Genomic DNA, 25,017 nt, shown 5'->3' with positions numbered 1-25,017 from the left:
GTCAGACAACACCCGATTCCATCAGCGCCTTGCGGACGATGTCGTGCATGGGTTCGGACAACGGCGTTAATGGCAACCGAATGCCCGCCGGAATCAGACCCATTAAATTCAGAGCCCATTTCACCGGAATCGGGTTCGCTTCAACGAACAGGTTGGTATGCAAGGGCATCAGCAAATCGTTCAGCCGAGTCGCCAGCTCCCGGTCGCCGCCCATCGCAGCAGCGCACAGGCTCGACATGGCTTTGGGAGAGACATTGGCGGTTACTGAGATATCACCATGGCCACCCATCAGCATCAGTTCCATGGCCGTGGCGTCATCACCACTGTAAATGGCAAAGCCCTCGGGGGCGTTATCGATCAGGAAGCGAGCGCGTTCGAGATCACCCGTGGCTTCTTTAATACCGACAATATTGTCGACTTCGGCCAGACGCAGCGCCGTCTCCGGCAACATGTCGCAGGCCGTTCGGCCGGGCACGTTATACAGAATTTGCGGTATATCGACGTTTTCAGCGATGTAGCAATAGTGCTGATACAGGCCTTCCTGGGTAGGCTTGTTGTAGTAAGGCGTTACCAACAAAGCCGCGTCGGCGCCTGCTGCTTTGGCGGCCCGGGTCAGGTGCATGGCTTCACGCGTTGAATTGCCGCCGGTACCGGCGACTACCGGTATACGACCGGCGCATTTATCCACAGCAAACCGGATCACTTCCTCGTGCTCTTTCATATCGAGCGTAGAAGCTTCACCCGTTGTGCCAACGGCGCCAATAGCGGCGGTGCCATTGTCGATATGAAACTCGATGAGCTGCTCAAGGCTGGTCCAATCGACAGCACCATCTGGGTGCATCGGTGTAACCATGGCGACAATACTGCCTGTGATCATGAAACTAACGTCTCCGGCTGTGCTCTTAATTCGATCGCCTCGGCTGACAGGAGTCATTCCGGACGCTGGGACTGCTACCGTCTAAACCGGCAATGGTACTGGCGCGCCAGCACCGACACAAGCCCGGCCAGCGCCCTTTCCATCACCTGACCGGACGGTCAACTGGTATTGTTCAAAAAATGAGCCATACTTGATAAAGCTGTGTCCCGGCTGTGCCTGCTTACGCAACGCTGACGGCCAGGCTGAACACCCATGCGACATACGAAGGCTCGCTTTCGCATGAACAACCGTACAAGGAGTACCCATATGACCGTCGAACCAGGTCGGCCTGTCCCTGATTTTGTGGTGCCGGCAACCAGCAACAAAAACGTTCATCTGCGCGCCCTGCGCGGGTACCGGATACTGCTGTATTTTTATCCGAAAAATAACACCCCGGCGTGCACCATTGAGAGCCAGGACTTCGGTGCCAACTATAATCGTTTTCGCCAGCAGAACATTCTTCTGTTCGGGGTAAGCCGGGACAGTCTCGACAGCCACGAAGCGTTCAAGCGGGCGCAAAGCCTGCCGTTTGAACTGATTTCAGATTCCAACGAAGCGCTGTGCAACCTCTTTGGTGTGCTGCGGGAAAAAGAGCTACTGGGGCGCACCATTACCGGCCTGGTACGCAGTACCTTTCTAATCGACGAGCAAGGCATACTGGCGCGCGCCTGGATCGACGTCGATGCGCGCAACCATGTCCACCGCATTCTCGATGAACTGGATGCCAGGCCCCGGCGAACCGGCTAAGCCGCTTATTGTTCAGGCCCCTGCTGCGCTGAATCCTGATGCTCAACCCCACCTTCGACACTGGCTTCCTCGGCGGCTCTGGCCTCCTGGTGTTTGGGCCAGGCGTTGAAGATGGCTTTTACCAGGGTGGCCAGCGGAATCGCAAAAAAGACCCCCCAAAAGCCCCAGATGCCTCCGAACAGCAAGACAGCAACAATGATCGAAACCGGGTTCAGGTTAACCGCTTCCGAGAACAGCAACGGCACCAGAACATTGCCATCCAGAATCTGAATGATCAGATAGGCGATCATGACGTAGTACAGCTCATTGGTGAAGCCGAACTGAAAGGCACCAATGGCAAAGACCGGTATGGTAACGATGGTCGCCCCGATATAGGGAATCAGCACCGACACGCCAACCAGCACAGCAAGCAGGGCCGAATAATTCAGGCCAAACATTTCGAAAGTGACAAAGGAAATGCTGCCGATGATCAGAATTTCGATCACCTTGCCGCGAATGTAATTGGCAATCTGCTGGTTCATTTCCAGAGCAATCTGATTCATCAAGCTGCGCCGGGCGGGCAAAGTGGCCTTGAAACTGTCCCAGAGCACTACCCTGTCCTTCAGCATGAAAAACACCATCAACGGCACGACGATCAGATAAATCAGGACGCCAACCGCACTGGGCAGGGTGTTTAATGAAAAGGTAAGCACCCTGGGTAGAAAACCGGTCAGTTGCTGACTGATACCGCGCAAGTCGATGCCCAACAGCCACTGCTGTGCCAGCTCATTGGAAATAAGTTCCGGGTAGCGCTCCGGCAACGCCTGAATCTGTTCCTGCATCAGTCGGATCATGACCGGCATTTCGCTGACCAGGCTGGTGATCTGCCGCAACAGCGCCGGTACGATGATCAGCATGGCGACGACCAGCAATCCGAAGAAAGCCAGACAGACCGCAGTAACCGACAACAGGTGGGGAATCCTGAGATTATTCAGCCTATCGACAAAGGGCGACAGCAAATAAGCCAGAATAACCGCAGTGAATACCGGTGCAAGCACCTGCCCAAGGCCATAGACCAGCAAGATCGACAACATCAGCAAGATAAAGAAGATAACCGCTTCTTCATCTGAAAAATAACGTGAAAAGAATCCCTGTACGACGCGATACAGTTTCAAATCAATCTTCTCCTCGCTGAATCAGGAACCGAAACAAGCCTGCTTCGGAATCGTCCTGCTCCAGTAACTGGTGGGGGGCTCGGCTCAGGTAAGCGGGAATATCCCGCCAGGAACCAGCATCAGTCGCCAATACTTCCAGAATCTCTCCTGACTTCATAGCAGCAAGTGCTTGTTTGGTGCGCAGCAATGGTAACGGGCATCGCAATCCGCAGGCATCCAATTGCCGTGACGGGGTACTTTTACAAGTCAATTACAACGCCTCACTGTCGGGACTCCAAAGAGCTCGTATTATAGGGCAACACATCTTCGTTGTATGGATTTCACGTGCATTCCAGGCATGACCGACCCCATCGTTACTCACCTTTTTCAGTGCAATGCCTACTGTTTAACAGGCTCCCCCGGCTCAAACAGCTCATTGCCTGGGTATGCCTGTGCCTGGCCGTCGGGTTACCCGCTCGTGCTGAATTTGGCGACTCATCTCTGGGTTGGACCCAGGAACAGGAGCGCGCTGTTGCCGGATATCTGCAGCGCAGATTACAGCGACAGGGCAACGTCATCAATGATGTTTGGCTTGAATACTGGTTGGCTGAACGCGCCGAGCGATTAAGACAAACCTCAACCTCGAGTCTGGGGCCGGTCAGCGTGGTCCTGCTGCGGCAAAAAGCCTTCAACGCTTTCGCCTTGCCGGGCAATGTCATGGGGTTCAATCTCGGGCTCTGGGAAAATGCTCGAACCGAAGACGAATTCACTTCGGTGGTCGCCCACGAAATTGCTCATCTGAGCCTCCGACACTTTAACCGGCTGTCCGACAACAACCGTCAGCAAGCCTGGCTGGCAATCAGCGGCGCCCTGCTCGGTGTTGCCCTGGCCAGCATGGACACTGAGATTGGCGGTGCGACGCTGATTGGCTCGCAAATGGGCGCCGCACAACAGAGCCTGTCGTTCAGCCGGTCGATGGAAAGCGAAGCCGACCGCTACGCGACCGATATGCTGCGCGAGGCCGGTTACAACCCGTCGGCAGGCGCTGCTGTCTTTGCCCGGCTACAGCAATCACTGGGCGGGCGTTCGGGATCCGATTACTGGCAAACGCACCCGCGGGCTATCACCCGCTCTGCCCAACTGGAGGCACTGCAAGGCAGCGCTACCGGAGCCACGGGACAGACGAGCAATCAGTACGACACGCTACGCTGGTACATTAACGCACGCTATGCCGCCGATGACGACTTTGCACCCGACCCGGCCTGGCAAAGCCTGACGGCAACGTCAGACCCACTGTTACCACAGCAGCTGCTGGACAATCCGGACCCGAATAGCCTGCTGGGCTGGATCCGTTTTCAAACGAATGCTGACGACAGCCTGACTCTGGAGCGACTGTCACTGCTGCTGACGCTCTTTCCGGATTTTGACCCGGCCTGGTATCTCAGCGCCGAAATAACGGCGCGTTCGGGCAGCGCCAACGCCTGCCGCGAGGCACTCGGTGCGCTCGACCGGATCAACGGAGAGTATCTGGATGTCTTTGAACTGCGTCACCGACTCAGTAGCGAATGCCTGCAAAGCCGGGAAGCAGAAGCGACAGCCGCCTGGTACTGGCATCGTGGAGAAGAATCCCGCGCCCTGACTCTGTTAAGGCGCGCCATCGAACAGCCCGGAGATGCGAGTCAGCTGGCACGTTTGCGCGCAAAAGTGTCTGACTACGAACGCCAGCTGGCTTTGTTGCCCAGCTAACATCCAGGCAGAGGGCTCGATCAACCCTGTTTGAAGGCCAGCATGCGGTCGAGCGGGATCCGCGCCTGGCGAATCAGTTCGGGGGAAACGTGAATCTCCTCGCCGCCCTGAACCAAAACCTGCCGTAACCGCTGTAAATCGTTCATCGCCATCCACGGGCAATGGGCGCAACTGCGGCAGCTGGCGCCCTGACCCGCCGTAGGCGCTTCAATAAAGGTTTTACCAGGGGAGCGCTGCTGCATCTTGTAAAAAATGCCGCGATCGGTCGCCACAATGAACTGCTGATTGGGCAAACGCTCGGAAGCGGCAATGAGCTGGGTGGTGGACCCCACGACATCCGCCAGCGCCACAACCGACTCCGGCGATTCCGGGTGTACTAGCACAGCAGCGTCAGGGTACATGGCTTTCATATCCTGCAGCCCCTTTGCCCTGAATTCTTCATGAACAATACAGGAGCCATTCCAGAGCAACATATCCGCACCGGTTTCCCGTTGAATATAGCGCCCCAAATGCTGGTCAGGTGCCCAGAGAATCTTCTCACCGGCCCGGTCGAGATGGTCAATCACATCCAGCGCAATGCTGGAGGTGACGACCCAATCCGCACGGGCTTTGACCGCTGCAGACGTATTGGCGTAGACGACGACGGTCCTGTCCGGATGCTGGTCACAAAACGCGGCGAACTCTTCGGCCGGGCAACCCAGGTCGAGCGAACAGGTCGCCTCCAGTGTCGGCATCAGCACCCGTTTGTCGGGGCTCAGGATTTTGGCGGTTTCGCCCATAAACCGAACCCCGGCCACCACCACGGTCTCGGCATCCACATCGCGCCCGTAGCGCGCCATTTCCAGTGAATCACCAATAAAGCCCCCACTCGACTCAGCCAGCGCCTGGATCAGCGGGTCAGTGTAATAGTGCGCAACCAGAACGGCATTCTGCTCGCGCAGCAGCGCTTCGATCTCAGTGCTCAGCGTCTTCACCTGATCCGGCGTCAGACTACTGGCCTGCTCGGTCACTGGTATTTCGAAATTGATTGTCAGTTCAGACAATTCAACAGCATCAGTCATGGCTACCCGGTCACTCAGTCATAGTGGATACAGTGTAACGACAAACTGCACCATCGCGAAGGACGATACTTGCCTGCCCGGGCAATGTGGGGGTGGCAGGCACAAACAACAATGCCTCACCTCACCCCAACCTGCCCCTCACTGGCCTGCACCCGGCTTCAACGGCCGGGCGGGAGAACATTCAGGTATAAAAAAAGGAGAGCCTGGGCTCTCCTTTTTCGGTATTTGGTGGGTCGTGCAGGATTCGAACCTGCGACCAATTGGTTAAAAGCCAACTGCTCTACCAACTGAGCTAACGACCCTCAACTGGTTGGACTATTTTACCTATGACCTACAAAAAAACAAATTAAAACAACAACTTAGCTTCAACTTGCTGACTTGTCTGCCTTACTCCCCCGAACAAACCGGTCCAATGAGAAAGTGGTGGGTCGTGCAGGATTCGAACCTGCGACCAATTGGTTAAAAGCCAACTGCTCTACCAACTGAGCTAACGACCCTAAGGAGGCGCATATAATATGTATTTTTCGAGTCGGCGCAACCCCGGCGACCGACTTTTTTTCTCCAAGCCTTTGATCTACAAAGACTTTGAATTCACTGTGCCGCCACGTAACGGGTCGGATCGGCCACGCCAGCCTGCTCGAAACCGATTTTCCGCAACCGACAACTGTCGCACAGACCACAGGCCTCGCCCGCAACATTCGCCTGATAACAGCTGACCGTCATGCTGTAGTCGACCCCGAGCGAAAGCCCCAGGTTAACCGTCGCGGCCTTGGTAAGATTCAACAAGGGGGCCTGCACCGTAATCACCTGCCCCTCCACCCCCATTCGGGTGGCCAGATTAGCCAGGCGCTCAAAGGCGGAAATAAACTCCGGGCGGCAATCCGGATAGCCTGAATAATCAACCGCACTGACCCCGATAAACAGGGTCTGTGCCTCCAGCACTTCAGCCCAGCCCAGCGCAATGGACAAAAAAACCGTGTTTCTGGCGGGGACATAGGTCGCTGGAATGCCATCGGTCTCGGTCGTGGGTACGTCGATACTGTCGTCCGTCAAGGCCGAGCCACCCAGTGAACGCAGCTCCATGGGGATCACCTTGTGCGCTTTCACGCCCATAGCGGTCGCAATGCGCCGGGCCGCTTCCAATTCCACATCGTGGCGCTGGCCATAATCGAAACTCAGTGCATAGGTGTCATAACCATCGGCAATTGCCTTGGCCAGAACAGTGGTCGAGTCAAGCCCGCCCGATAGCAGTACTACGGCCTTTTTGTTCAATGTTCATGCATCCTGTTCATCACTGCCCTGGCTCGGGCTTTCGGGGCTTGATCACCCGCCAGCCGACCATCGTCGACCCGCTGTGATTGAGTAAGGGGTAATAAAAAATCGCGACAACCCGCCTGGACTCGCCTGTGGGCTTAAGAGCTCTCAGTTACTATCAAGCCTGGCCTGTGCCAGCTTGGCACTCTGGCTGCCCGGGTACTCGCTGATCACCCGATTGAATAACTCTGTCGCCTGTGACCCCCGCTCTTGTTGCTGCGCAATAACACCCAACTTGTAGAGGGAATCCGGCACCTTGGCGTGCCCTCCGAAGTCATCGACAACGGTTTCGAATGCAGCCTGAGCCTGCGTAACTTCCCGACTGACCAGATGCACCTCGCCAAGCCAGTACCAGGCATTGGGCGTCAGTTCATGGTTCGGGTGTGCCTGGGCAAAGTCAGCCAGCGCTGTAATGGCGCCCGGGAAATCCCGGTTACGAATAAGGTCCCTGGCGGCGTTGTATTCCGCAAGGATATCTTCATCGCTGACGGCGCTTTCACTGAGGGAGGGTGACACTTCACGCTCAGCAGGGGCCACGGCTTGCATGTCCAGCTGCTGTTGCATGTTCAACAGACGCTGATCTAGGTCGACATAGCGCTCTTTCTGCTCTTGCTGAAGCATCTGAATCTGGTAGTTCAACTCTTCGACCAAGCCACGCTGTTCAGCCACTTGTTGTTCAAGGTCACGCACCTGAAACATCAGGTTTTCAACAAAGGCAGGATCGGGACCGGGTGACGAGGAAATGCCTCGCGAAGACGAGTTGGCTACGTGGTCGGGCTGCGACTGAATAACAACGGGTTCAGCCATGACCGGTACAACAAAACCAAAAGTGCTGCCGATCACGGCAGCACTTGTTATTACCATTTTTTTAAACATGGTGTCTCGATTACGGATAGACAATCTCTACACGACGGTTTTCTGCGTAGTCGCTTTCGGTGCTACCCAGTGCCAGCGGCATTTCTTCACCGTAGCTTACGGTATCGATCTGGCTAGAAGCCACACCGCGCAGCATCAGGTAATCAGCAACGGCTTTTGCACGACGCTCACCCAGTGCCAGGTTGTACTCGCGAGTACCGCGCTCATCAGCGTGACCTTCCAGTACAACGCTCATGTTCGGGTTTGCAGCCAGGTTCATCGCATGGGCGTTCAGCACAGTGCGGAACTCTGAACGGATAGCAGACTCGTCAAAATCAAAATAGATCAGGGTCTGGTCCAACAGGTCCATGAACTCACTTGTCACGGCATCTGCCATTTCGTCATCGGCAGAGGTGTCCATTTGAACAGGCTCTTGCTGTTCAACTTCGAGGGTCAGGTCGCCCAGACCTTCGTCTTCCATTTCTGTGCCAGTTTCAGTTGTTTCAGCACCACTGGTTTCTTCTACGTCGTTGGACGCACAACCTGCCAGGAATACCGCAAACGTGATAGCAGCAACATGAATCAGTTTGGTTTTAGCCATTTTCCTTTTCCCATCTGTTGTCGATCATTATTATCAGGTGCTCAGCTCAGCACGAGGCCTTATCTGCATCTTGCCTTGCTTGATCACCTAGTTCAAGTACACCGTTAAAAGTGTCACTAGTTCAGGTAAGGAGACCATGATGGTTCAATCACATCCCCATGAATCGAGGGCATTTCACTGGTGACCTGGCCATCCAGTGATACCCAAGCCAATACACCCTGACCCCTGGACTTAGTAGCATAGACCAGCATTGTGCCGTTGGGAGCAATGCTGGGCGATTCGTCCAGGTTCGTCTCCGTCAGTATTCGAATTTCCCGGCTTGCCAGGTCCATCGCAGCGACGTGGAAACGCCCGTTAAGCTGGTGCACAAACACCAGATACTCCCCGTCACTGCTGTACTGAGCCTTCAGGTTCTGGCTTCCTTCAAAGGTTAAGCGCTGCGCACGCTTACTGGCAAGGTCCATTTGATAAATTTGTGGACTCCCGCCCCTTTCTGAGGTGTATACGAGTGATTTTGAGTCTGGAGAGAAGCTCGGCTCCGTATCAATGTAGTTGTTTTGCGTCAGCCGGGTGCTGTCTCCACTGGAAAAATCGTAGAGATAAAGCTCCGGGTTACCCGCCGTACTGGATACATAGGCCAGGTAACGCCCGTCGGGAGAGAATGACGGTGCCGATGTATAACCACGCGGTCCATTGATCGAATTTGACCGCCCGGTCGACAATTCCTGCACAAAGACTTTCCAGCGATCACCCACTTTATTGGCGAAGGCAATTCGCCGGCCGCTGTGCGACCAGGTCGGGGAGATTATCGGCTCGTTGGAGCGATAGACCGTACGCGCGCGCTGACCATCTGCATCGGCCACTTGCAGCCGGTACTCGAAGTTGTTGTCGGTCGTCGGCCGACGCGTTACGAAGGCGATTTTGGTCGAGAAAATACCCTTCACACCCGTAATACGCTCGTGAATCAGATCGGAGATCGAGTGAGCCAGATCTCGAAGCTGGAACACCCCAACGGTCTGGTTGCCAGCAACGACCCGCTGGCCTTCTACAACGTCATACAGCGCAAAATTGACCTTAACCCGCTCATTGCCCGCAGGCTCAATCGAGCCGATCACCAGATACTCCTGGTTCAGCAGCCGCCAGTCACGATAGAAGACCGCCTCTTCAGAAGTCGGCTGCGTCAGCATATTACGCGGTGGTAGCGCTTCGAACCGCCCGGTGCGGGTCAGGTTCTGGTCGATGATGCTGTGCACGTCTTCAGGCAGCGCCGAGCCACCTTCCCAGTAGAAAGGCACAATGGCGATTTTGGTTTTGGTGTCGTAACCCCGGGTGACAACAATATCGAGGTCTTCCGCCTGAATCAGGCCCGAGCAAAACACCGATATCAGGGCGACCAGGCTGACAATCACTGAATCTTTTATTCTCACTACATCAGATCCTCTGGTTTGAACGTAATGGTAAAACTGCGAAAATTCTGGTTAAACGCCTGCATGTCATCGGGAACTTCAAAGCGCCGTATCCTCTGCAGAGCTCTGAGAGCCGACTGATCCAGACTGGGAATGCCACTGCTGGATACGATAACAGGTTCACCCTGCATTTCCCCGGTTGGCAACAGATTAATCCGCACAACGGTTTCCCGGTCGCGCAGATCCATCACTCTTATTTCCATAGGCCGTGACCAGGCTCTTTGAACTTGCTGGCCAATACGGCCTTTATAATCCTCAGTCACTGAGGCGACCCGCGCCTCTGTAGCGCGGCGTTGTTCGGCCTGCTCCTGTTGTTGCTCTATAACCGCATCTTCTTCATCCAGTCCGGCCAATAAGTCACTGAACGCATCCTCGGGCGTAGCCGGTTCTGGCTGTGGCGCTGGTTGCGGCTCTGGCTCGGGGGCCAGTTCAGGTTGAGGCTCCGGCTCGGGAGCTGGTTCTGGTTCCGGCTCAGGTTCCGGAACTAGCTCTGGTTGTGGTTCCGGTTCGGGAGCAGGTTCAGGTTCAGGTTCTGGAGCTGGCTCTGGTTGTGGCTCAGGCGCAGGCTCTGGTTCCGGTTGAGGCTCTGGCTCGGGGGCCGGTTCAGGCTCCGGTTCGGGCCGAGGCGCTGATTCAGGTTTTGGCTGAGGTGCTGCCTGCTGTCGCGGTTCAACCCGCAAGCTCGCCTGCATGGCGGGAGGCAATTCAAAGCTGTCGGGCGTTGGTGTGGTGAAACTGAACCCCGCCAGCAACACGAAACCAATCACCGCGTGCAATACCAGAGCCGAACTGACAGGCCCTGCCAGGGATTTCCACTGATCGAACTCAGCTTTCATCCGGTGCCTCGGTGATCAGCCCGACCGAGCTGATGCCAGCCTGCTGCAAGGCCGCCATCACCTGCATGACGGAACCGTATGAGACGCGATTATCGCCCCGGATATAGACCTCCAGGCTGGGCTGTTGTTGCAATACTCGCAAGGCGTACTCGCCCACAGCACCCACCTGAACCAATTCGGGAGGCTCTTCACCGCGCTCAATGAATATCTGCCCTTGCTCATCCACGGCGACAATCAGGTATTCCTGTTCATCATCACGGTCCAGAGGACCGGACACCACCTGGGGAACATCAACCTCAACACCCTGCATCATCATTGGTGCGGTTACCATGAAGATGATCAGCAACACCAGCATGACGTCGATGTAGGGCACGACGTTAATGTCTGACATCGGCTTACGGCCACGGCGAACGGAAATCATGCCGGCACTTCTCGCTGCCGGGCTGGCTGGTTACCCAGCAAATGCGCCTGGCGGTGCAGAATGGCCGAGAACTCTTCAGCGAAGGTCTCGTAGTTGCCTACCAGTTTGTCAGCCTGAGCCGAGAAGCGGTTGTAGGCGATAACGGCAGGAATGGCCGCAAACAGGCCCATGGCCGTCGCAATCAGCGCTTCGGAAATGCCAGGTGCGACCGTGGCCAGCGTAACCTGGGGTACAGAGGCCAGCCCGCGGAAGGAGTTCATGATGCCCCAGACCGTGCCGAAGAGGCCGATATAAGGGCTGGTCGAACCGACCGTTGCCAGAAACGGCAAGTGATGGTCCAGCTTTTCCATTTCCTTGCTGCAAGCTACGCGCATGGCTCGCTGACAGCCGGCCATAATGGCGTCGGCATCGGTCATGTTTTGCTGGCGCAGCCGGTTAAACTCTTTGAAACCGACCCGAAAGATATGCTCGCCGCCATTCTGCGGATCCGGATTGGCATTCACCTGACGGTACAATTGCGCCAGATCCATGCCGGACCAGAACCGTTCTTCAAAGCCGGCGAAGCGGCGATAGGCGGCGCGCAGAACCTTGCGCCGCTCGAAAATAAAGATCCAGGTCGCGACGGACGCTGCCAGCAATGTCAACATGACCAACTGCACTAACAGCGAGGCTTCGCTGACCAATTCCCAGATTGACAATTGACTGCCCACACCCAATTCCTCTTGAAAACGATGGGCGCTAGGCTAAAGAGTTTTCAGGCCAAATACTAGCAGTGTCCGAAACGGCCTTTGGGCTTTTCGATCCCTTTGCACAGCCCCGGGAACGGGTTTGCGAGGCCGTTAACCGGAGCGTTCCAGGTCAAAATGCAGGTAAGCCAAATCGGTCACCATCCGGCCTCGGGGAGTGCGAATCAGATACCCCTGCTGAATCAAGTAGGGCTCGACGACGTCTTCGATGGTATCGCGTTCTTCGCTGAGCGCAGCAGCGAGGCTCTCCACCCCCACCGGCCCGCCGGCAAACTTCTCGATCAGCATGAGCAGCAGTCGCCGGTCCAGATGATCGAAGCCGGCTTTGTCGACATTGAGCATGTCCAACGCCAGATCAGCAATCTCATGGTCGACCGAGCCGCTGTGCTTGACCTCGGCGTAATCACGAACCCGGCGCAACAAGCGGTTGGCGATACGGGGCGTACCCCTCGAACGACGTGCAATCTCGGTGGCACCCTCTGGGTTGATGGTGACACCCAGCTTGCCCGCTGAACGCTCGATAATCTGGGTCAGTTCAGAAACACTGTAGAACTCCAGCCGTTCGACAATCCCGAAGCGATCGCGCAACGGCGAGGTCAGCAGCCCCGCCCGGGTGGTGGCGCCAACCAGGGTAAAGGGCGGCAGATCGAGTTTGATGCTGCGTGCCGCCGGGCCCTCACCGATCATGATGTCGAGCTGGTAGTCCTCCATGGCCGGATACAGCACTTCTTCGATGTGCGGTGCCAGGCGATGAATTTCATCGATGAACAGTATGTCGCCAGATTCCAGGTTGGTCAGCATCGCCGCCAGATCACCCGCTTTTTCCAGCACAGGGCCTGAGGTCGTCTTGATGCTCACCCCCATTTCATGGGCGATGATATTGGCCAGCGTGGTTTTACCCAAACCCGGCGGGCCAAACACCAGGGTGTGATCCAGTGGCTCCTGACGCATGCGGGCAGCACTGATGAAGATGTCCATCTTCTCACGCACCACCGCCTGGCCAATGTATTCCGCCAGGCTGGTAGGCCGTATAGCGCGGTCATATTGCTCTTCGCGCGGGCTCTGGGGTTCTGGCGCTATAAATCGATCGGTTTCAATCATGGTCGGGTGTCCGGTTCGGGGGTGAGACCCGTTACATCATGTGTTTCAGAGCGGCGCGAATCAGGCTTTGCGAGTCCATTCCGGGTTCGGTCACCCGAGCAATGGCTTTGGCGGCCTGCACCGGCTTGTAGCCCAGGGCGACCAGGGCGCTTTCGGCATCTTCCTCGGGTCTTGGCTCACCGGATTCAGGCTCACCCACAACCGGCATGGCCAACAAACGTTCGGCCCCCCCAAGGTCGTTGATGCGATCGCGCATTTCGACAATCAGTCGCTCTGCGGTTTTTTTGCCAACCCCCGGAATCTTCACCAACGTGCTTGGATCATCATCATGAATGCACTGAACGAAGCGATCCGGCTCCATACCGCTCAGAATGGCAAGCGCCAGCTTGGGGCCGACACCGCTGGTTTTGATCAGCGCACGAAACAGGCTGCGCTCTTTCTGGCTACCAAACCCGAACAACAGGTGCGCGTCTTCCCGCACCGCCAGGTGAGTATGCAACACCACGGTCTGCCCAACTGGTGGGAGTTTGAAGGCGGTCGACAGCGGCGCCTGTACGTCATAGCCGACGCCGTGCACGTCGACCAGCAAATCCGGCGCGCGGTTTTCGAGCAATACACCTTGCAGTCGCCCTATCATAAATCCCTCGGGTGGTTGTCTTTTCGATACGCTACGGTACTGAGAAAGCCGGGTAACGACAATCGCCAGTGAATGGCGGCAGCCCGTACGGCCAGCACCAGGGCAAACCCGGCCACCCATATCCAGGGCGAGCCGGGCCAGACCTGGTGGCCCAGCCAGACCAGAACGGCCCCGCAAAAACTGGCGGTGGCGTAGATGTCGCGCCGGAAAATCAGCGGCACTTCGTTGGCCATGATATCGCGCAGAATGCCTCCGAAAATGCCGGACGCCATGCCCATCATCACCACGATAAGCCCGGGCAGTTCGAGCGCCAGTGCCGCCTGGGTGCCGGAGACCGTGAACGCCGCCAGGCCAATGGCATCGGCATAAAGCAACACCTTGAACGGAACGGCAAAATAGCGTGCCAGAAAAAACATCAGCAGCCCGCCACCGAACGCGGTATAGGCCAGATTAACATCACCGATCCAGGCCAGCGGAGAAACATTCAACAGCAGGTCTCTGAGCGTTCCTCCGCCGAGCGCCGATACAAACGCCAACACCAACACGCCAAACAGGTCGAGACGGTTGCGCGCAGCTTCCAGCGCCCCGGCCATGGCGAAAACAGCGACACCAAATAATTCGATGGCATAGAGCACGGTCATTCGAGCCAGCGCCCCCGGCGCGAATGACGACTGCCAGCCACACGAATCAACCCGGCCTGTGTGTTGGCGTGACACAAAGCCACAGCCAGTGCATCAGCGGCATCTTCCTGTGGCAGCCCCGGCAACTTGAGCAGAAACTGAACCATATGCTGCACCTGCACCTTGTCGGCACCGCCCTTTCCCACCACCGCTTGCTTGATCTTGCGTGCCGCATATTCACTGACCGGCAACTTCGATTGTGTGGCCGCGAGCATGGCAACACCCCGGGCCTGCCCCAGTTTCAAAGCCGAACTGGCACTGCGCCCCATAAACACCTGTTCTATGGCGGCTTCCTGTGGCGACCACTGCCCGATAACCTCCATCAGACAGGTATAAAGGTTATCGAGCCGTTCGGGAAAGGTGGGGAAAGACTCCAGGCGAATCACCCCGGAGGTTACGTACTCTTGCCGCGAACCGACCTGGCTGATGATGCCAAAGCCGGTTTTGCGCGACCCCGGATCAATGCCGATGATCAGACTCACAGACTGGCTCCCGGGCCCATCGGCAAGAGGTTCAAGCTTCCGCTGATTCAGGAAAAGCCGCGTTGGAATACACAGCCTGAACATCATCCAGATCTTCCAGCATGTCGATCAGGCGCTGCACTTTCTCGGCGGTATCAGGGTCGAGCTCGGTTTCAGTGCTGGGGATCATGGTGACCTCCCCTTCCACGTCATAACCGGCTTCGATGAGCGCTTCTTTGACGGTCAGAAATTCTTCGGCGCTGGTACGCACCTCGAAACTGCCGTCTTCATGATTGATGACGTCCTCGGCACCAGCCTCGAGCGCCGCTTCAAGCACGGCTTCTTCACTGCCCGTCTCGATAAACAGCTGACCGGCGTTGCTAAACAAATAGGCTACTGAGCCATCGGTACCGAGATTGCCACCGCACTTGGTAAAGGCGTGGCGGACTTCAGAGACCGTGCGGTTACGGTTGTCGGACAGACATTTAACATAGATCGCCACGCCGCCAGCACCGTACCCTTCATAGGTCATGGGCTCGTAGTCGTCGCCCTCACCGGCACCCACGCCACGGGCAATGGCCTTATCGATCGTGTCGCGCTTCATGTTAGCGGTCAGCGCTTTATCCATCACGCTGCGCAGCGCCGGATTATCCTCCGGCGCCGGACCGCCGTTGCGAGCCGCAACGACGAGTTCACGAATCAATTTGGTGAAAATCTTGCCACGCTTGGCATCCTGGGCCGCTTTGCGGTGCTTAATGTTGGCCCACTTACTATGACCTGCCATAAGTTACCTCGTCATTTCAGCCACCGGTGCCTCGCCCCTCAGGACTCGGCAACCGGTTTGCGCACACGAATGTTCAGTTCTTTAAGTTGCTCGTTGCTCACTTCGCCAGGAGCCCGGGTCAGCAAACAAGCGGCCGTCTGGGTTTTCGGAAAAGCGATGACTTCACGAATCGATTCAGCACCGGTCATCAGCATTACCAGCCGGTCCAGACCAAACGCCAGACCACCGTGCGGAGGCGCACCAAAGCGCAGGGCTGACAACAGGAAGCCGAACTTCTCTTCCTGCTCCTCCGGGCTGATGCCAAGCACATCGAACACCACATGCTGCATGGCTTCGTCGTGAATACGAATGGAACCGCCACCGAGCTCAGTACCGTTGAGTACCATGTCGTAGGCACGAGACAGCGCCTCTGCCGGGTTGGCTTTCAGCTCTTCAGCTGAGCAGGAGGGTGATGTAAACGGGTGATGCAACGCTGCCAGGCGGCCTTCGCCGGTCACTTCAAACATTGGGAAGTCAACGACCCACAGAGGGGCCCAATCCGACGTAAACAGGTTCAGGTCTTCACCCAGCTTGCAACGCAACGCGCCCAGCGCATCGTTCACCACACCGGCCTTGTCAGCGCCAAAGAAAATGATGTCACCGTTTTGCGCATCAAGACGGCTCATCAGCTCTTTCAGGATCGGCTCGGGAATGAACTTGACGATGGGCGACTGCAGGCCGTCTGGCAACTGAGTCACGTCGTTGACCTTGATCCAGGCCAGGCCGCGAGCACCGTATATACTGACAAACTTGGTGTAATCGTCGATTTGTTTGCGCGTCAGCTCAGCGCCCCCGGTTACCTTCAAGGCAGCAACCCGCCCTTTTGGGTCATTGGCCGGGCCAGAGAACACCTTGAAATCAACCTCGCTCATCAGATCGCTGACCGTTACCAGTTCCAGCGGGATTCGCAGGTCGGGCTTATCGCTGCCATAACGCTCCATCGCTTCGGCGTAGGGCATACGTGGAAAATCGCCAAGATCGACCTTCAGTACATCGTTGAACAAGCCTCGAATCATATGCTCGGTGATGCCCATGATGGTTTGCTCATCGGCGAACCCCAGCTCCATATCGATCTGGGTAAACTCGGGCTGACGATCGGCCCGCAGGTCTTCGTCACGAAAGCATTTGGCGATTTGATAGTAGCGATCAAAGCCGGAAATCATCAGCAGTTGCTTGAACAGCTGCGGGGATTGCGGCAACGCAAAGAATTCGCCCGGGTGCGTGCGGCTTGGCACCAGGTAGTCGCGCGCGCCTTCGGGGGTCGCCCGCGTCAGAATCGGTGTTTCAATGTCCAGAAAGCCCTGGTCTTCCAGGTGCCGGCGGATGCTGGAGGTGATTTTGCTGCGCAGAATCAGCTTCTGCTGCATCTCCGGCCGGCGCAAATCCATAAAACGGTACCGCAGGCGAACGTCCTCACCCACATCCGAATATTCGTCAAGCGGGAACGGCGGCGTCTTGGCGGCGTTCAATACCGTGATCTCGCGGCCTAGCAACTCGATTTCGCCGGTGGCCATATTCTTGTTGATGGTGCCTTCAGGACGTGCCCGCACCAGGCCGGTCACTTCAATAACGTATTCACTGCGCACCCGGTCGGCGGTATTGAAGCTGGCTTCGAGGTCAGGATCGAATACGACCTGCAGAATGCCCGCGCGATCACGCACATCCAGAAAAATCACGCCGCCGTGATCGCGACGACGGTGCACCCAGCCGCTGATGGTAACGGTTTGGTCGATCGAGGCGCTGTCCAGCTCCCCACAGTATTGGCTTCGCATAAGATATCCTGATCTGGCGGTTCAAATTCGAAAAGGGCGGCATTATACCGATTGCGCACTGGATAGACTACCACGGGCTCGCGTTGAATTAAGCGGCAAACATTCCGGCTGGACAGCCCACCTTATATTACCCAAGTGTCGGCGTTCAGAGGCGGTTGTCTGGCACTCTCTTGGCAAAACGCCGTGCTTTTCGGCTAAACTCCGCCAGTGTGTTGCCACTCCCGAGCCAGGATTTGCCGTGATACGACCGATGATATTCACCCTTGTGTGCCTGCTGTGGCTGGCACCGGTGCAAGCGGAAGAAAACCCCGACCCGCAACTCCTGGCCTCCCTGGAAACGGCCCTGGCGCAGGACGGTTCGTTTGAGGACCGTTATGTCGGACAGGTCTGGCTGGCCAGCATGTCGACGCCGTTGGGTCGCTGGGTCAAACCGGCCGATGAGCGCATTGACTTGCTCAGCCGCATCCATCGTGAAGCAACGGCGGCCGGACTCGACCCCGGGCTGGTGCTGGCACTGATACAGGTTGAAAGTAATTTTGACCAGTACGCCATTTCATCAGCCGGGGCTCGCGGCATGATGCAGATCATGCCTTTCTGGACCCGGGAGATCGGTCGGGAAGACGATAACCTCTTTGATCTGGATACCAACCTTCGCTACGGCTGTACCATTCTTGCGCACTATCTTGATATAGAAGATGGCAGCCTGATTCGTGCCCTGGCACGCTACAATGGCAGCCGCGGCCAGACCTGGTACCCGGAAAGAGTCTTGCGTTACTGGCACGAACGCTGGCGCTTTAACGCTGGTTAACCCAGCATAAACCCCTCAGGAGGTGGATCGCCCGGGTCTACCCGCTCTACATCGACACCCAATACCTGAGAGAAGCGGGGCCCTTCGTGGAGCGCCTCCAGCATGGCGGCCAGTTGCGGCTCATCTCCCATCATCATGACCTCCACGCGGCCATCGTCCAGATTAATGGCATAGCCCTGAATACCCAGATCCCGCGCCTGGCGCCGACAAAACATCCGGTAGCCAACGCCCTGAACCTTGCCGTATACCCAGGCTTTCATACACAACATAGCAATGCACCCCAGTGCCAATTCGAGAACAGTCCCACAGTCCGGGCAAAGTTTATCGGGTCAGGCGACGATCTGTCTTCTGTTCATCGTCACTTTCGACCAGAAGCGCTAACAGCGTGCGAAAAAATTAACAGCGTTCGTTATGTGATCTGCATCACATCTCAGAAAGAATGGCTCCTGAAAATGCGAATTGGAACATTGATCTTTCGTTGCACCGACTATGTTCAGTCTGGGAGATCGAGCCCAACGGGTAGTAACCGATCAGAGGGAGAGTGTAAATGAGTTTCGCGGCCTTGCACCTTACGCTGCCAAATCAGGCATTGCACCTAAGCCAGGATACGCTGGCACTGTACCGTGATGTCCTGGTTAACCAGGTCATGGAAGCGGAGCACGTTGGCGCCAGACTGGAAAAAATTGCCTCTTATCTGCACAACCTGAACCGGGTTCCGCTGCAGGGTGAAATACGCCAGGAACTGACCGAGAACCTGATACAGCATTACCTCATCTATATGCAGCAAGCACCGGTTATGGCCGACCGGGGGCTTTCCACGACGTTGCTGTCGGAATGCAACCGGGAACTGTCGTATGCGACCAAGCTGTTGTTGCGTGACTGCACACCCCGATCCAAAGAAGAGTGGGCCCGTTTTGTGTATTGGGCCATATCGGCCCTGTCGATCCATCTCAATGACTTTTCATCCCAGTACCGCAGCCAGCCTGGCGCCCTTTGGGGTGAAATGCACCGGTTGTTTCAATTCGCCAGCCAGCGAAGACTGACTGATTTTCAGGCGCTGGCACCGGACCGCGGCGATATAGAGACGCGCTACAAGCATGCGCTGCTGTTGTCAGCCAGTCAGACGGAACACCTCAGCCATACCGAGCGCATGATTCTGGATGTTTACCTCGGCCACTGGGCATTCCGCGCCCGGCTCAGCCATCAGGAACGGCGAGACTTCAACACACGCTACTTCTATATTGATACCGAAGCCAACCGGGGTATACAAACCGCCCGCCAAATCCAGGGGGCCGGAAACGACGAGTCCATTCTGGTACTCAATCCCTTGCCGGTCATCGAACAGGCACGACAGCACATGAAAAACCAGCGCCAGGGTCTTTCTCCCGAAAAACTGGGATTGCCCGCCGACATTGACAGCATTGACCTGTTCATGACGCTTAAGAAAGCCATTTCCGCCTGGAAACAAGTGGGCTCACGCCGTTTCGAGCGGGATCTGCTTGAACAGCAAACCCAGGCCGCCATCGGCCTGCATTCGGTGCACCAGTACTTGCGGGTTAACGGTAGCCGTGAAGAACAACTGGCGAGCGTCACCACGCTCAATACCAGTAAACAAGGGGCCTGTATTCGCCTCAGGGACGACACCGTCTCACTGAACGTTGGCGACGTGCTGATGCACCGCGATCAGGACGATGGCCCCGATAGTGAAGGCCGGCTCGGGATCGTTCGCTGGATGCACCGCGACAGCCGGGGGCGAATTTGCGGCCTTGAGTATCTGACCGGCAACCTGCAGCCGGTTGCGGTGCGCATAAAAGACCGCTTGTCTGAAGCCCTGCTGATCAGCACTCAGGGCAACGATTCACTCATCACGCACAAAGGTTACTGCACCAGCAACAGCTCCATTCGCCTGAAAAACTTTCGCCATGGACTGGCGCTGGAAGCAAGAGCACAGTCTCTGTTGCAACGTGGTGAAACCACCGATCAGATCAGATTGAAGCGCAGTGCTGTCTAAACACTGACGGTAAAACCTCTGCCAGCCCGATCAAATTCTGTTCAGGATTCGAGCAGGACTGGCACAGTGTTCTACACTCTCTGGAAAGAATCGCAATAAATCGACAAAACAATAACTTATGGCGATGTTATTGACCTGTGTCATTTGCAAATGGCATATCGACTCAGCATACTTTCGCCGCCTAATCCTTTTAACCCTTACACACCCTATCGGAAGCTGATCCATGAGCAACTCTACTACCGTGCCTGAGGAGCAGACGACGTACAATTATACGGTTGTGCGTCAATTCTCCATCATGACTGTTGTCTGGGGGATTGTCGGTATGCTGGTTGGCGTCATCATCGCCGCCCAGATGGCATTCCCGGAATTGAACTTCGGCCCCTATTTCCATTTTGGCCGGTTGCGTCCGCTGCACACCAACGCCGTTATTTTTGCGTTTGGTGGCTCTGCGTTGTTTGCGACCTCCTATTACGTTGTTCAACGCACCACCCAGGCCCGGCTGGCTTTCGAAGGGTTGGTTAAATTTACCTTCTGGGGTTGGCAGGCCGTCATCGTTGCCGCGGTAGCGACCTTGCCGCTGGGTTTAACCTCATCAAAGGAATACGCCGAACTGGAATGGCCCATCGACATACTGATCGCACTGGTCTGGTTGTCTTACCTGGCCGTCTTCGTGGGTACCATCAGCCGCCGCAAGATGTCACACATCTACGTCGGCAACTGGTTCTACCTGGCGTTCATTATTACCGTTGCGGTCTTGCATGTCGTTAACAGTGCCGCCATCCCGGTGTCGATGTTCAAATCCTACTCGGCCTATGCTGGCACCATGGATGCCATGGTCCAGTGGTGGTATGGCCACAACGCGGTGGGCTTTTTCCTGACCGCTGGCTTCCTTGGCATGATGTACTACTACGTGCCCAAGCAGGCTGAACGCCCCATCTACTCCTACCGTCTGTCGATTGTTCACTTCTGGGCGCTGATCTCCGTCTATATGTGGGCCGGTGGCCACCACTTGCACTACTCGTCACTGCCAGACTGGGCTCAGAACCTCGGCATGGTCATGTCTCTGATTCTGCTGGCACCGAGCTGGGGTGGCATGATCAACGGCATGATGACCATGAGCGGTGCCTGGCACAAACTGCGTACCGACCCGATTCTGCGGTTCCTGGTGGTGTCTCTGTCGTTCTACGGCATGGCCACCTTTGAAGGCCCGATGATGGCCATCAAGACGGTGAATGCGCTGTCGCACAATACCGACTGGACCATTGGCCACGTACACTCCGGTGCACTTGGCTGGGTGGCGATGATCTCCATCGGCGCGCTGTACCACACCATTCCGCGCCTCTACGGTCAGACGCAGATGTACAGCATCTCCCTGATCAACGCTCACTTCTGGCTAGCAACCATCGGTACCGTTCTGTACATCGCTGCCATGTGGGTCAACGGCATTGCCCAGGGCCTGATGTGGCGCGCGGTCAATACCGACGGCACGCTGATGTACAGCTTCGTACAAGGCGTTGAAGTCAGTTGGCCTGGCTATGTCGTGCGCATGATCGGCGGCATGGTATTTCTGTCTGGCATGTTCCTGATGGCCTACAACGTCTGGATGACCATCCGGAGCGAACAAAAAACCAGTGCGGCTGACACCGCCGCTCAGCCCGCTTAACGGTTAGGACGGATACAATGCAACACGAAACGGTTGAAAAGAACGTCGGCCTGATGGTCGCGCTGGTGTTGGTAGCCATCAGTTTCGGCGGTCTGGTCGAGATTGTTCCCCTGTTCTCGCAGGACGAAGTCACCGAGCCCATCGAAGGCCTGGAACCCCACAGCGCCCTGGTACTGGAAGGCCGGGATATTTACATTCGCGAAGGCTGCCATGTGTGCCACACCCAGATGGTGCGGCCATTGCGCGCTGAAGTCGAACGCTATGGCCCCTACTCCCAGGCAGGTGAAGATGTGTATGAACACCCTTTCCTCTGGGGTTCAAAACGCACCGGGCCAGACCTGGCACGAGTCGGCCAGCGCTACAGTGACGAGTGGCAGAAAGCGCATCTGTATGACCCACGCTCGGTCGTTCCCGAGTCCAACATGCCCGCCTTTCCCTGGTTGTTCGAATGGACAGTCGATGGCTCTAAAACCGGTGCAAAAATGGCCGCCCTGCGTCGCGTAGGTGTGCCCTATACCGATGAGCAGATTGCCAATGCTGAAAGTGAAGTTGATGGCGTCACTGAAATCGATGCATTGGTAGCCTATCTGCAACAGCTCGGCACCCTTGTGACAGGCCGTTAACCCTATGGATATCAACGATTTCAGAGGTCTGGCCACAATATTCACCATGATTGCGTTCTTTGGCATTGTGATTTGGGCCTACAGCAGCAAGCGCAAAAAGACATTCGACGAAGCGGCCAACCTGCCGTTCGAAGACGAAGCGCTGCATGAAAAGACCCAAGCCAGGACAGGAGACGACAAATAATGAGCAGTTTCTGGAGTGCTTACATCTTTATCCTGACGGGTATTTCGATCGTCGGGCTGGCTATTCTGATCACCCTGACCCGGCGCATGAAAGATCCGGGTGGCGAAGGGGCGTCAACAACTGGCCACAGCTTCGATGGCATCGAAGAGTTCAACAACCCCCTGCCTAAATGGTGGTTGAACCTGTTCTGGATCACCATTGTCTTCGCAGTCGGTTATCTGATTGCGTATCCCGTTGGTAACTGGGACGGCCTTCTGAACTGGACATCGCAGAAAGAGCTCACCAATGCTCAGATCGCGCACGACCGTCGCTACGGCGAGATATACGAGCGCCTGGCCAGCATGCCAGTGGAAGATTTACCCGACAATCCTCAGGCCATGCGTATCGGTCAGCGCCTGTTTGAAGATAACTGCGCTTTGTGCCACGGCCAGGCGGGTCAAGGCGGTTATGGCTTCCCCAACCTGACCGACGATGACTGGCTGTACGGTGGCAGTGGCGAAACCATCAAAGCCACCCTGATCAACGGTCGCCGTGGCCAGATGCCGGCCTGGGGCGATGCTTTGGGTGCCCAGGGCGTGCGCGCGGTGACGGAATATGTGATGCAGCTGTCTGAACAGGATAACGTCAACGCATCGCTCGCCCGCCAGGGTGAGGCGCTGTACAACGCCTCCTGCGTGGCCTGCCATGGCGAAACCGGAACGGGCAACCAGGCCCTGGGCGCGCCCAATCTTACGGATGACATCTGGCTGTACCGGATTCCCGGCGAATCCGTTCGGGATTCCGTACAATACACCCTGAACAATGGCCGGGCGGGCAACATGCCTGCGTGGCAAAACATTCTGGGTGAAGAGCGAGTGCACATTCTGTCTGGCTATGTTTATGACCTGAGTAATCAATAAGCAGCACAGCCCGGGGGAGCAGAGCCATCTGCTCCCCGTTAATGGGTTTCGGAAACCGGCCAGCCTGTTCCCCAAGCCTATTAGTAAGTTCGGACAATGACCCAAAAAATTGAAGTCAAAGACGTCACGGACAACACCGTCAAAACGGTCGACCTTTACCAGGAACGTGAGAAAATTTATGTGCGCCGCATTAAGGGGTTCTATCGCTCCCTGCGTGTCTATGGCGGTGCTTTCCTGTTTGCTGCCTATTTCGGCACACTCTGGCTGAACTGGAATGGCCGCCAGGCCGTCTGGTTCGACCTGCCTAGCCGACAGTTTCATGTGTTCGGCATCACCTTCTGGCCACAGGACTTCATGCTGCTTTCCTGGGCGCTGATCATTTGTGCCTTTGCCCTGTTCTTCGTCACGGTGTTCGCTGGCCGGGTCTGGTGTGGCTATACCTGCCCGCAGAGTGCCTGGACCTGGATTTTCATGTTCATCGAAGAGAAAACCGAGGGCAAGCGCAATGCCCGGATCAAGCTGGATGAACAACCCATGACACTGATAAAGTTTGGCCGTAAATTCGCCAAGCATCTGTTATGGGTATTGGTCGCGCTGGCTACGGCGATCACCTTTGTCGGCTACTTCACCCCGATTCGCCAACTGATCCCCGACCTCTTTACGTTCAGTACCAGTGCCTGGGCGGTGTTCTGGATTGCTTTTTTCACTCTGGCGACCTATGGCAACGCTGGCTGGTTGCGCGAGCAAGTATGCATTTACATGTGCCCCTATGCTCGCTTTCAGGCGGTGATGTTCGACCAGGACACGCTGATCGTCAGCTACGATGAAAAACGCGGTGAGCCCCGGGGTTCTCGCCGTCGGGGTATTGACCCGCAGGAGCTGAATCTGGGCGATTGCATCGACTGCGATCTGTGTGTTCAGGTCTGTCCAACCGGTATCGACATCCGCGATGGCCTTCAGTACGAGTGCATCGGTTGTGCTGCCTGTATCGACGCCTGCGACAGTGTCATGGACAAAATGGGCTATGAACCGGGGCTGATTCGCTACACCACCGAACACGCACTGGAAGGCAAGCCATCGCATATTTTGCGCCCCCGCCTGATTGGTTATGCCGCTGCACTGACCATTATGGTGGTGTTGTTTGCCTGGGTAATTGCCACCCGGGTGCCGCTGGAGATGTCCATCGAGCGTGGACGCGGTGCCTTGCACCGAATTACCCCTCAAGGCCAGATAGAAAACAGCTACAACATCCAATTGATGAACATGTCGCAGGTAGATCGCAGCTATGCCCTGAGTGTCACTGGTCTCGAAGGCGTTGAACTGATCGCACCCGAGCAAATCGAAATCAGTGCAGGCGGTGAAGCTGAGTTTACCGTTCGTCTGGTGCTGCCACCCGAAGACCTGGCCTTGCCCAACAACGATGTGTTCTTTACCGCTACGGCACTGGATGATTCACAGGTCAGCACCGAAACCGAGAGCCGTTTCTTTGGCCCGGCCAACTTCTGATCCCGGG

At 56.4% G+C, this 25,017-nt stretch carries 27 protein-coding genes and 2 tRNA genes; 9 read left to right on the top strand and 20 right to left on the bottom strand.

From position 1 onward, the window contains the following. Window position 1: 1 nt before the first annotated feature. Window positions 2-877: a 4-hydroxy-tetrahydrodipicolinate synthase gene (dapA, locus tag EP166_RS00735; protein ID WP_127554898.1), complete on the bottom strand. Its 876-nt coding sequence runs from the start codon at window positions 875-877 to the stop codon at window positions 2-4. A gap of 306 nt (window positions 878-1,183) precedes the next feature. Here dapA and EP166_RS00730 point away from each other — a divergent pair, with 306 nt between their 5' ends. Beyond that, window positions 1,184-1,663, top strand: a complete 480-nt coding sequence (locus EP166_RS00730) for a peroxiredoxin (RefSeq protein WP_127554897.1) — start codon at window positions 1,184-1,186, stop codon at window positions 1,661-1,663. A 5-nt stretch (window positions 1,664-1,668) separates the two neighbouring features. Here EP166_RS00730 and EP166_RS00725 read toward each other — a convergent pair whose 3' ends face one another. After that, a complete protein-coding gene (locus EP166_RS00725; protein ID WP_342775566.1) occupies window positions 1,669-2,817 on the bottom strand; it encodes an AI-2E family transporter in 1,149 nt (382 codons plus the stop codon). Window position 2,818: 1 nt separating this feature from the next. Beyond that, the gene (locus EP166_RS00720) at window positions 2,819-3,004 is read right to left on the bottom strand and encodes a sulfurtransferase TusA family protein (RefSeq protein ID WP_425470006.1); all 186 of its coding nucleotides are present in this window, start codon (window positions 3,002-3,004) and stop codon (window positions 2,819-2,821) included. A 137-nt stretch (window positions 3,005-3,141) separates the two neighbouring features. On the opposite strand from EP166_RS00720, the gene EP166_RS00715 reads away from it, so the two are divergent. Then, window positions 3,142-4,542 (top strand): M48 family metallopeptidase, encoded by a 1,401-nt coding sequence (locus tag EP166_RS00715; protein WP_164743769.1) that lies wholly within the window; start codon window positions 3,142-3,144, stop codon window positions 4,540-4,542. A gap of 20 nt (window positions 4,543-4,562) precedes the next feature. Here EP166_RS00715 and nadA read toward each other — a convergent pair whose 3' ends face one another. The 16 genes from nadA to aspS form a co-directional block, all read right to left on the bottom strand. Next, the gene (gene nadA, locus EP166_RS00710; protein ID WP_127554894.1) at window positions 4,563-5,603 is read right to left on the bottom strand and encodes a quinolinate synthase NadA; all 1,041 of its coding nucleotides are present in this window, start codon (window positions 5,601-5,603) and stop codon (window positions 4,563-4,565) included. A gap of 226 nt (window positions 5,604-5,829) precedes the next feature. Next, window positions 5,830-5,905, bottom strand: a tRNA-Lys gene (locus EP166_RS00705). Window positions 5,906-6,024: 119 nt separating this feature from the next. Beyond that, a tRNA-Lys gene (locus EP166_RS00700) sits at window positions 6,025-6,100 on the bottom strand. Window positions 6,101-6,194: 94 nt separating this feature from the next. Further along, window positions 6,195-6,875, bottom strand: coding sequence for a 7-cyano-7-deazaguanine synthase QueC (gene queC / locus EP166_RS00695; protein ID WP_127554893.1), 681 nt, complete (start codon window positions 6,873-6,875; stop codon window positions 6,195-6,197). Between the two features lie 150 nt (window positions 6,876-7,025). Then, complete coding sequence (gene ybgF / locus EP166_RS00690; protein ID WP_127554892.1) at window positions 7,026-7,793, bottom strand: tol-pal system protein YbgF; 768 nt, start codon at window positions 7,791-7,793, stop codon at window positions 7,026-7,028. Window positions 7,794-7,803: 10 nt separating this feature from the next. Further along, on the bottom strand, window positions 7,804-8,373 hold the full coding sequence (pal, locus tag EP166_RS00685; protein ID WP_127554891.1) for a peptidoglycan-associated lipoprotein Pal: 570 nt from the start codon (window positions 8,371-8,373) through the stop codon (window positions 7,804-7,806). 116 nt (window positions 8,374-8,489) lie between these two features. Then, complete coding sequence (gene tolB, locus EP166_RS00680) at window positions 8,490-9,800, bottom strand: Tol-Pal system beta propeller repeat protein TolB (protein WP_220432465.1); 1,311 nt, start codon at window positions 9,798-9,800, stop codon at window positions 8,490-8,492. Then, a complete protein-coding gene (tolA, locus tag EP166_RS00675) occupies window positions 9,800-10,675 on the bottom strand; it encodes a cell envelope integrity protein TolA (RefSeq protein ID WP_127554890.1) in 876 nt (291 codons plus the stop codon). Before tolA ends, tolB begins: the two co-directional genes overlap by 1 nt. Then, on the bottom strand, window positions 10,665-11,096 hold the full coding sequence (tolR, locus tag EP166_RS00670; protein WP_127554889.1) for a protein TolR: 432 nt from the start codon (window positions 11,094-11,096) through the stop codon (window positions 10,665-10,667). The genes tolA and tolR overlap by 11 nt, the downstream gene beginning before the upstream one ends. Beyond that, entirely contained in the window at window positions 11,093-11,806 is a 714-nt protein-coding gene (tolQ, locus tag EP166_RS00665) for a protein TolQ (RefSeq protein ID WP_220432464.1), read from the bottom strand. Before tolQ ends, tolR begins: the two co-directional genes overlap by 4 nt. A gap of 129 nt (window positions 11,807-11,935) precedes the next feature. Then, entirely contained in the window at window positions 11,936-12,943 is a 1,008-nt protein-coding gene (gene ruvB / locus EP166_RS00660) for a Holliday junction branch migration DNA helicase RuvB (RefSeq protein ID WP_127554888.1), read from the bottom strand. Between the two features lie 31 nt (window positions 12,944-12,974). Further along, entirely contained in the window at window positions 12,975-13,580 is a 606-nt protein-coding gene (gene ruvA / locus EP166_RS00655; RefSeq protein ID WP_127554887.1) for a Holliday junction branch migration protein RuvA, read from the bottom strand. Next, window positions 13,577-14,221, bottom strand: coding sequence for a trimeric intracellular cation channel family protein (locus EP166_RS00650; protein WP_127554886.1), 645 nt, complete (start codon window positions 14,219-14,221; stop codon window positions 13,577-13,579). The genes ruvA and EP166_RS00650 overlap by 4 nt, the downstream gene beginning before the upstream one ends. Beyond that, window positions 14,218-14,742 (bottom strand): crossover junction endodeoxyribonuclease RuvC, encoded by a 525-nt coding sequence (ruvC, locus tag EP166_RS00645; protein ID WP_246026192.1) that lies wholly within the window; start codon window positions 14,740-14,742, stop codon window positions 14,218-14,220. The genes EP166_RS00650 and ruvC overlap by 4 nt, the downstream gene beginning before the upstream one ends. A gap of 31 nt (window positions 14,743-14,773) precedes the next feature. Then, complete coding sequence (locus tag EP166_RS00640; RefSeq protein WP_127554885.1) at window positions 14,774-15,505, bottom strand: YebC/PmpR family DNA-binding transcriptional regulator; 732 nt, start codon at window positions 15,503-15,505, stop codon at window positions 14,774-14,776. A gap of 38 nt (window positions 15,506-15,543) precedes the next feature. Further along, window positions 15,544-17,316, bottom strand: coding sequence for an aspartate--tRNA ligase (gene aspS, locus EP166_RS00635; protein WP_127554884.1), 1,773 nt, complete (start codon window positions 17,314-17,316; stop codon window positions 15,544-15,546). 250 nt (window positions 17,317-17,566) lie between these two features. Here aspS and EP166_RS00630 point away from each other — a divergent pair, with 250 nt between their 5' ends. Continuing rightward, window positions 17,567-18,124 carry a lytic transglycosylase domain-containing protein gene (locus EP166_RS00630; RefSeq protein ID WP_127554883.1) on the top strand — a complete coding sequence of 186 codons (558 nt, stop codon included), beginning with the start codon at window positions 17,567-17,569 and terminating at the stop codon, window positions 18,122-18,124. Here the strand turns inward: EP166_RS00630 and EP166_RS00625 are convergent. Continuing rightward, window positions 18,121-18,393: an acylphosphatase gene (locus tag EP166_RS00625; RefSeq protein ID WP_213678365.1), complete on the bottom strand. Its 273-nt coding sequence runs from the start codon at window positions 18,391-18,393 to the stop codon at window positions 18,121-18,123. The genes EP166_RS00630 and EP166_RS00625 overlap by 4 nt on opposite strands. 278 nt (window positions 18,394-18,671) lie before the next feature. Between EP166_RS00625 and EP166_RS00620 the strand changes: the two genes are divergently transcribed. The 6 genes from EP166_RS00620 to ccoG all read left to right on the top strand — a co-directional run bounded on the left by EP166_RS00620 (window position 18,672) and on the right by ccoG (window position 25,010). Beyond that, the gene (locus EP166_RS00620) at window positions 18,672-20,135 is read left to right on the top strand and encodes a hypothetical protein (protein ID WP_127554882.1); all 1,464 of its coding nucleotides are present in this window, start codon (window positions 18,672-18,674) and stop codon (window positions 20,133-20,135) included. 223 nt (window positions 20,136-20,358) lie between these two features. Continuing rightward, complete coding sequence (gene ccoN, locus EP166_RS00615; protein ID WP_127554881.1) at window positions 20,359-21,798, top strand: cytochrome-c oxidase, cbb3-type subunit I; 1,440 nt, start codon at window positions 20,359-20,361, stop codon at window positions 21,796-21,798. Between the two features lie 17 nt (window positions 21,799-21,815). Further along, window positions 21,816-22,421, top strand: a complete 606-nt coding sequence (gene ccoO, locus EP166_RS00610; RefSeq protein WP_127554880.1) for a cytochrome-c oxidase, cbb3-type subunit II — start codon at window positions 21,816-21,818, stop codon at window positions 22,419-22,421. 4 nt (window positions 22,422-22,425) lie between these two features. Continuing rightward, window positions 22,426-22,605, top strand: a complete 180-nt coding sequence (locus tag EP166_RS00605) for a cbb3-type cytochrome oxidase subunit 3 (protein WP_127554879.1) — start codon at window positions 22,426-22,428, stop codon at window positions 22,603-22,605. After that, the gene (ccoP, locus tag EP166_RS00600; protein ID WP_127554878.1) at window positions 22,605-23,504 is read left to right on the top strand and encodes a cytochrome-c oxidase, cbb3-type subunit III; all 900 of its coding nucleotides are present in this window, start codon (window positions 22,605-22,607) and stop codon (window positions 23,502-23,504) included. The genes EP166_RS00605 and ccoP overlap by 1 nt, the downstream gene beginning before the upstream one ends. A gap of 96 nt (window positions 23,505-23,600) precedes the next feature. Next, window positions 23,601-25,010 (top strand): cytochrome c oxidase accessory protein CcoG, encoded by a 1,410-nt coding sequence (ccoG, locus tag EP166_RS00595; RefSeq protein WP_127554877.1) that lies wholly within the window; start codon window positions 23,601-23,603, stop codon window positions 25,008-25,010. Window positions 25,011-25,017 lie beyond the last annotated feature (7 nt).

Origin of the sequence: Saccharospirillum alexandrii (genome assembly GCF_004000275.1) — a bacterium.
Lineage (GTDB): Bacteria > Pseudomonadota > Gammaproteobacteria > Pseudomonadales > Natronospirillaceae > Saccharospirillum > Saccharospirillum alexandrii.
This window is presented reverse-complemented; position numbering and strand designations above follow the sequence as displayed.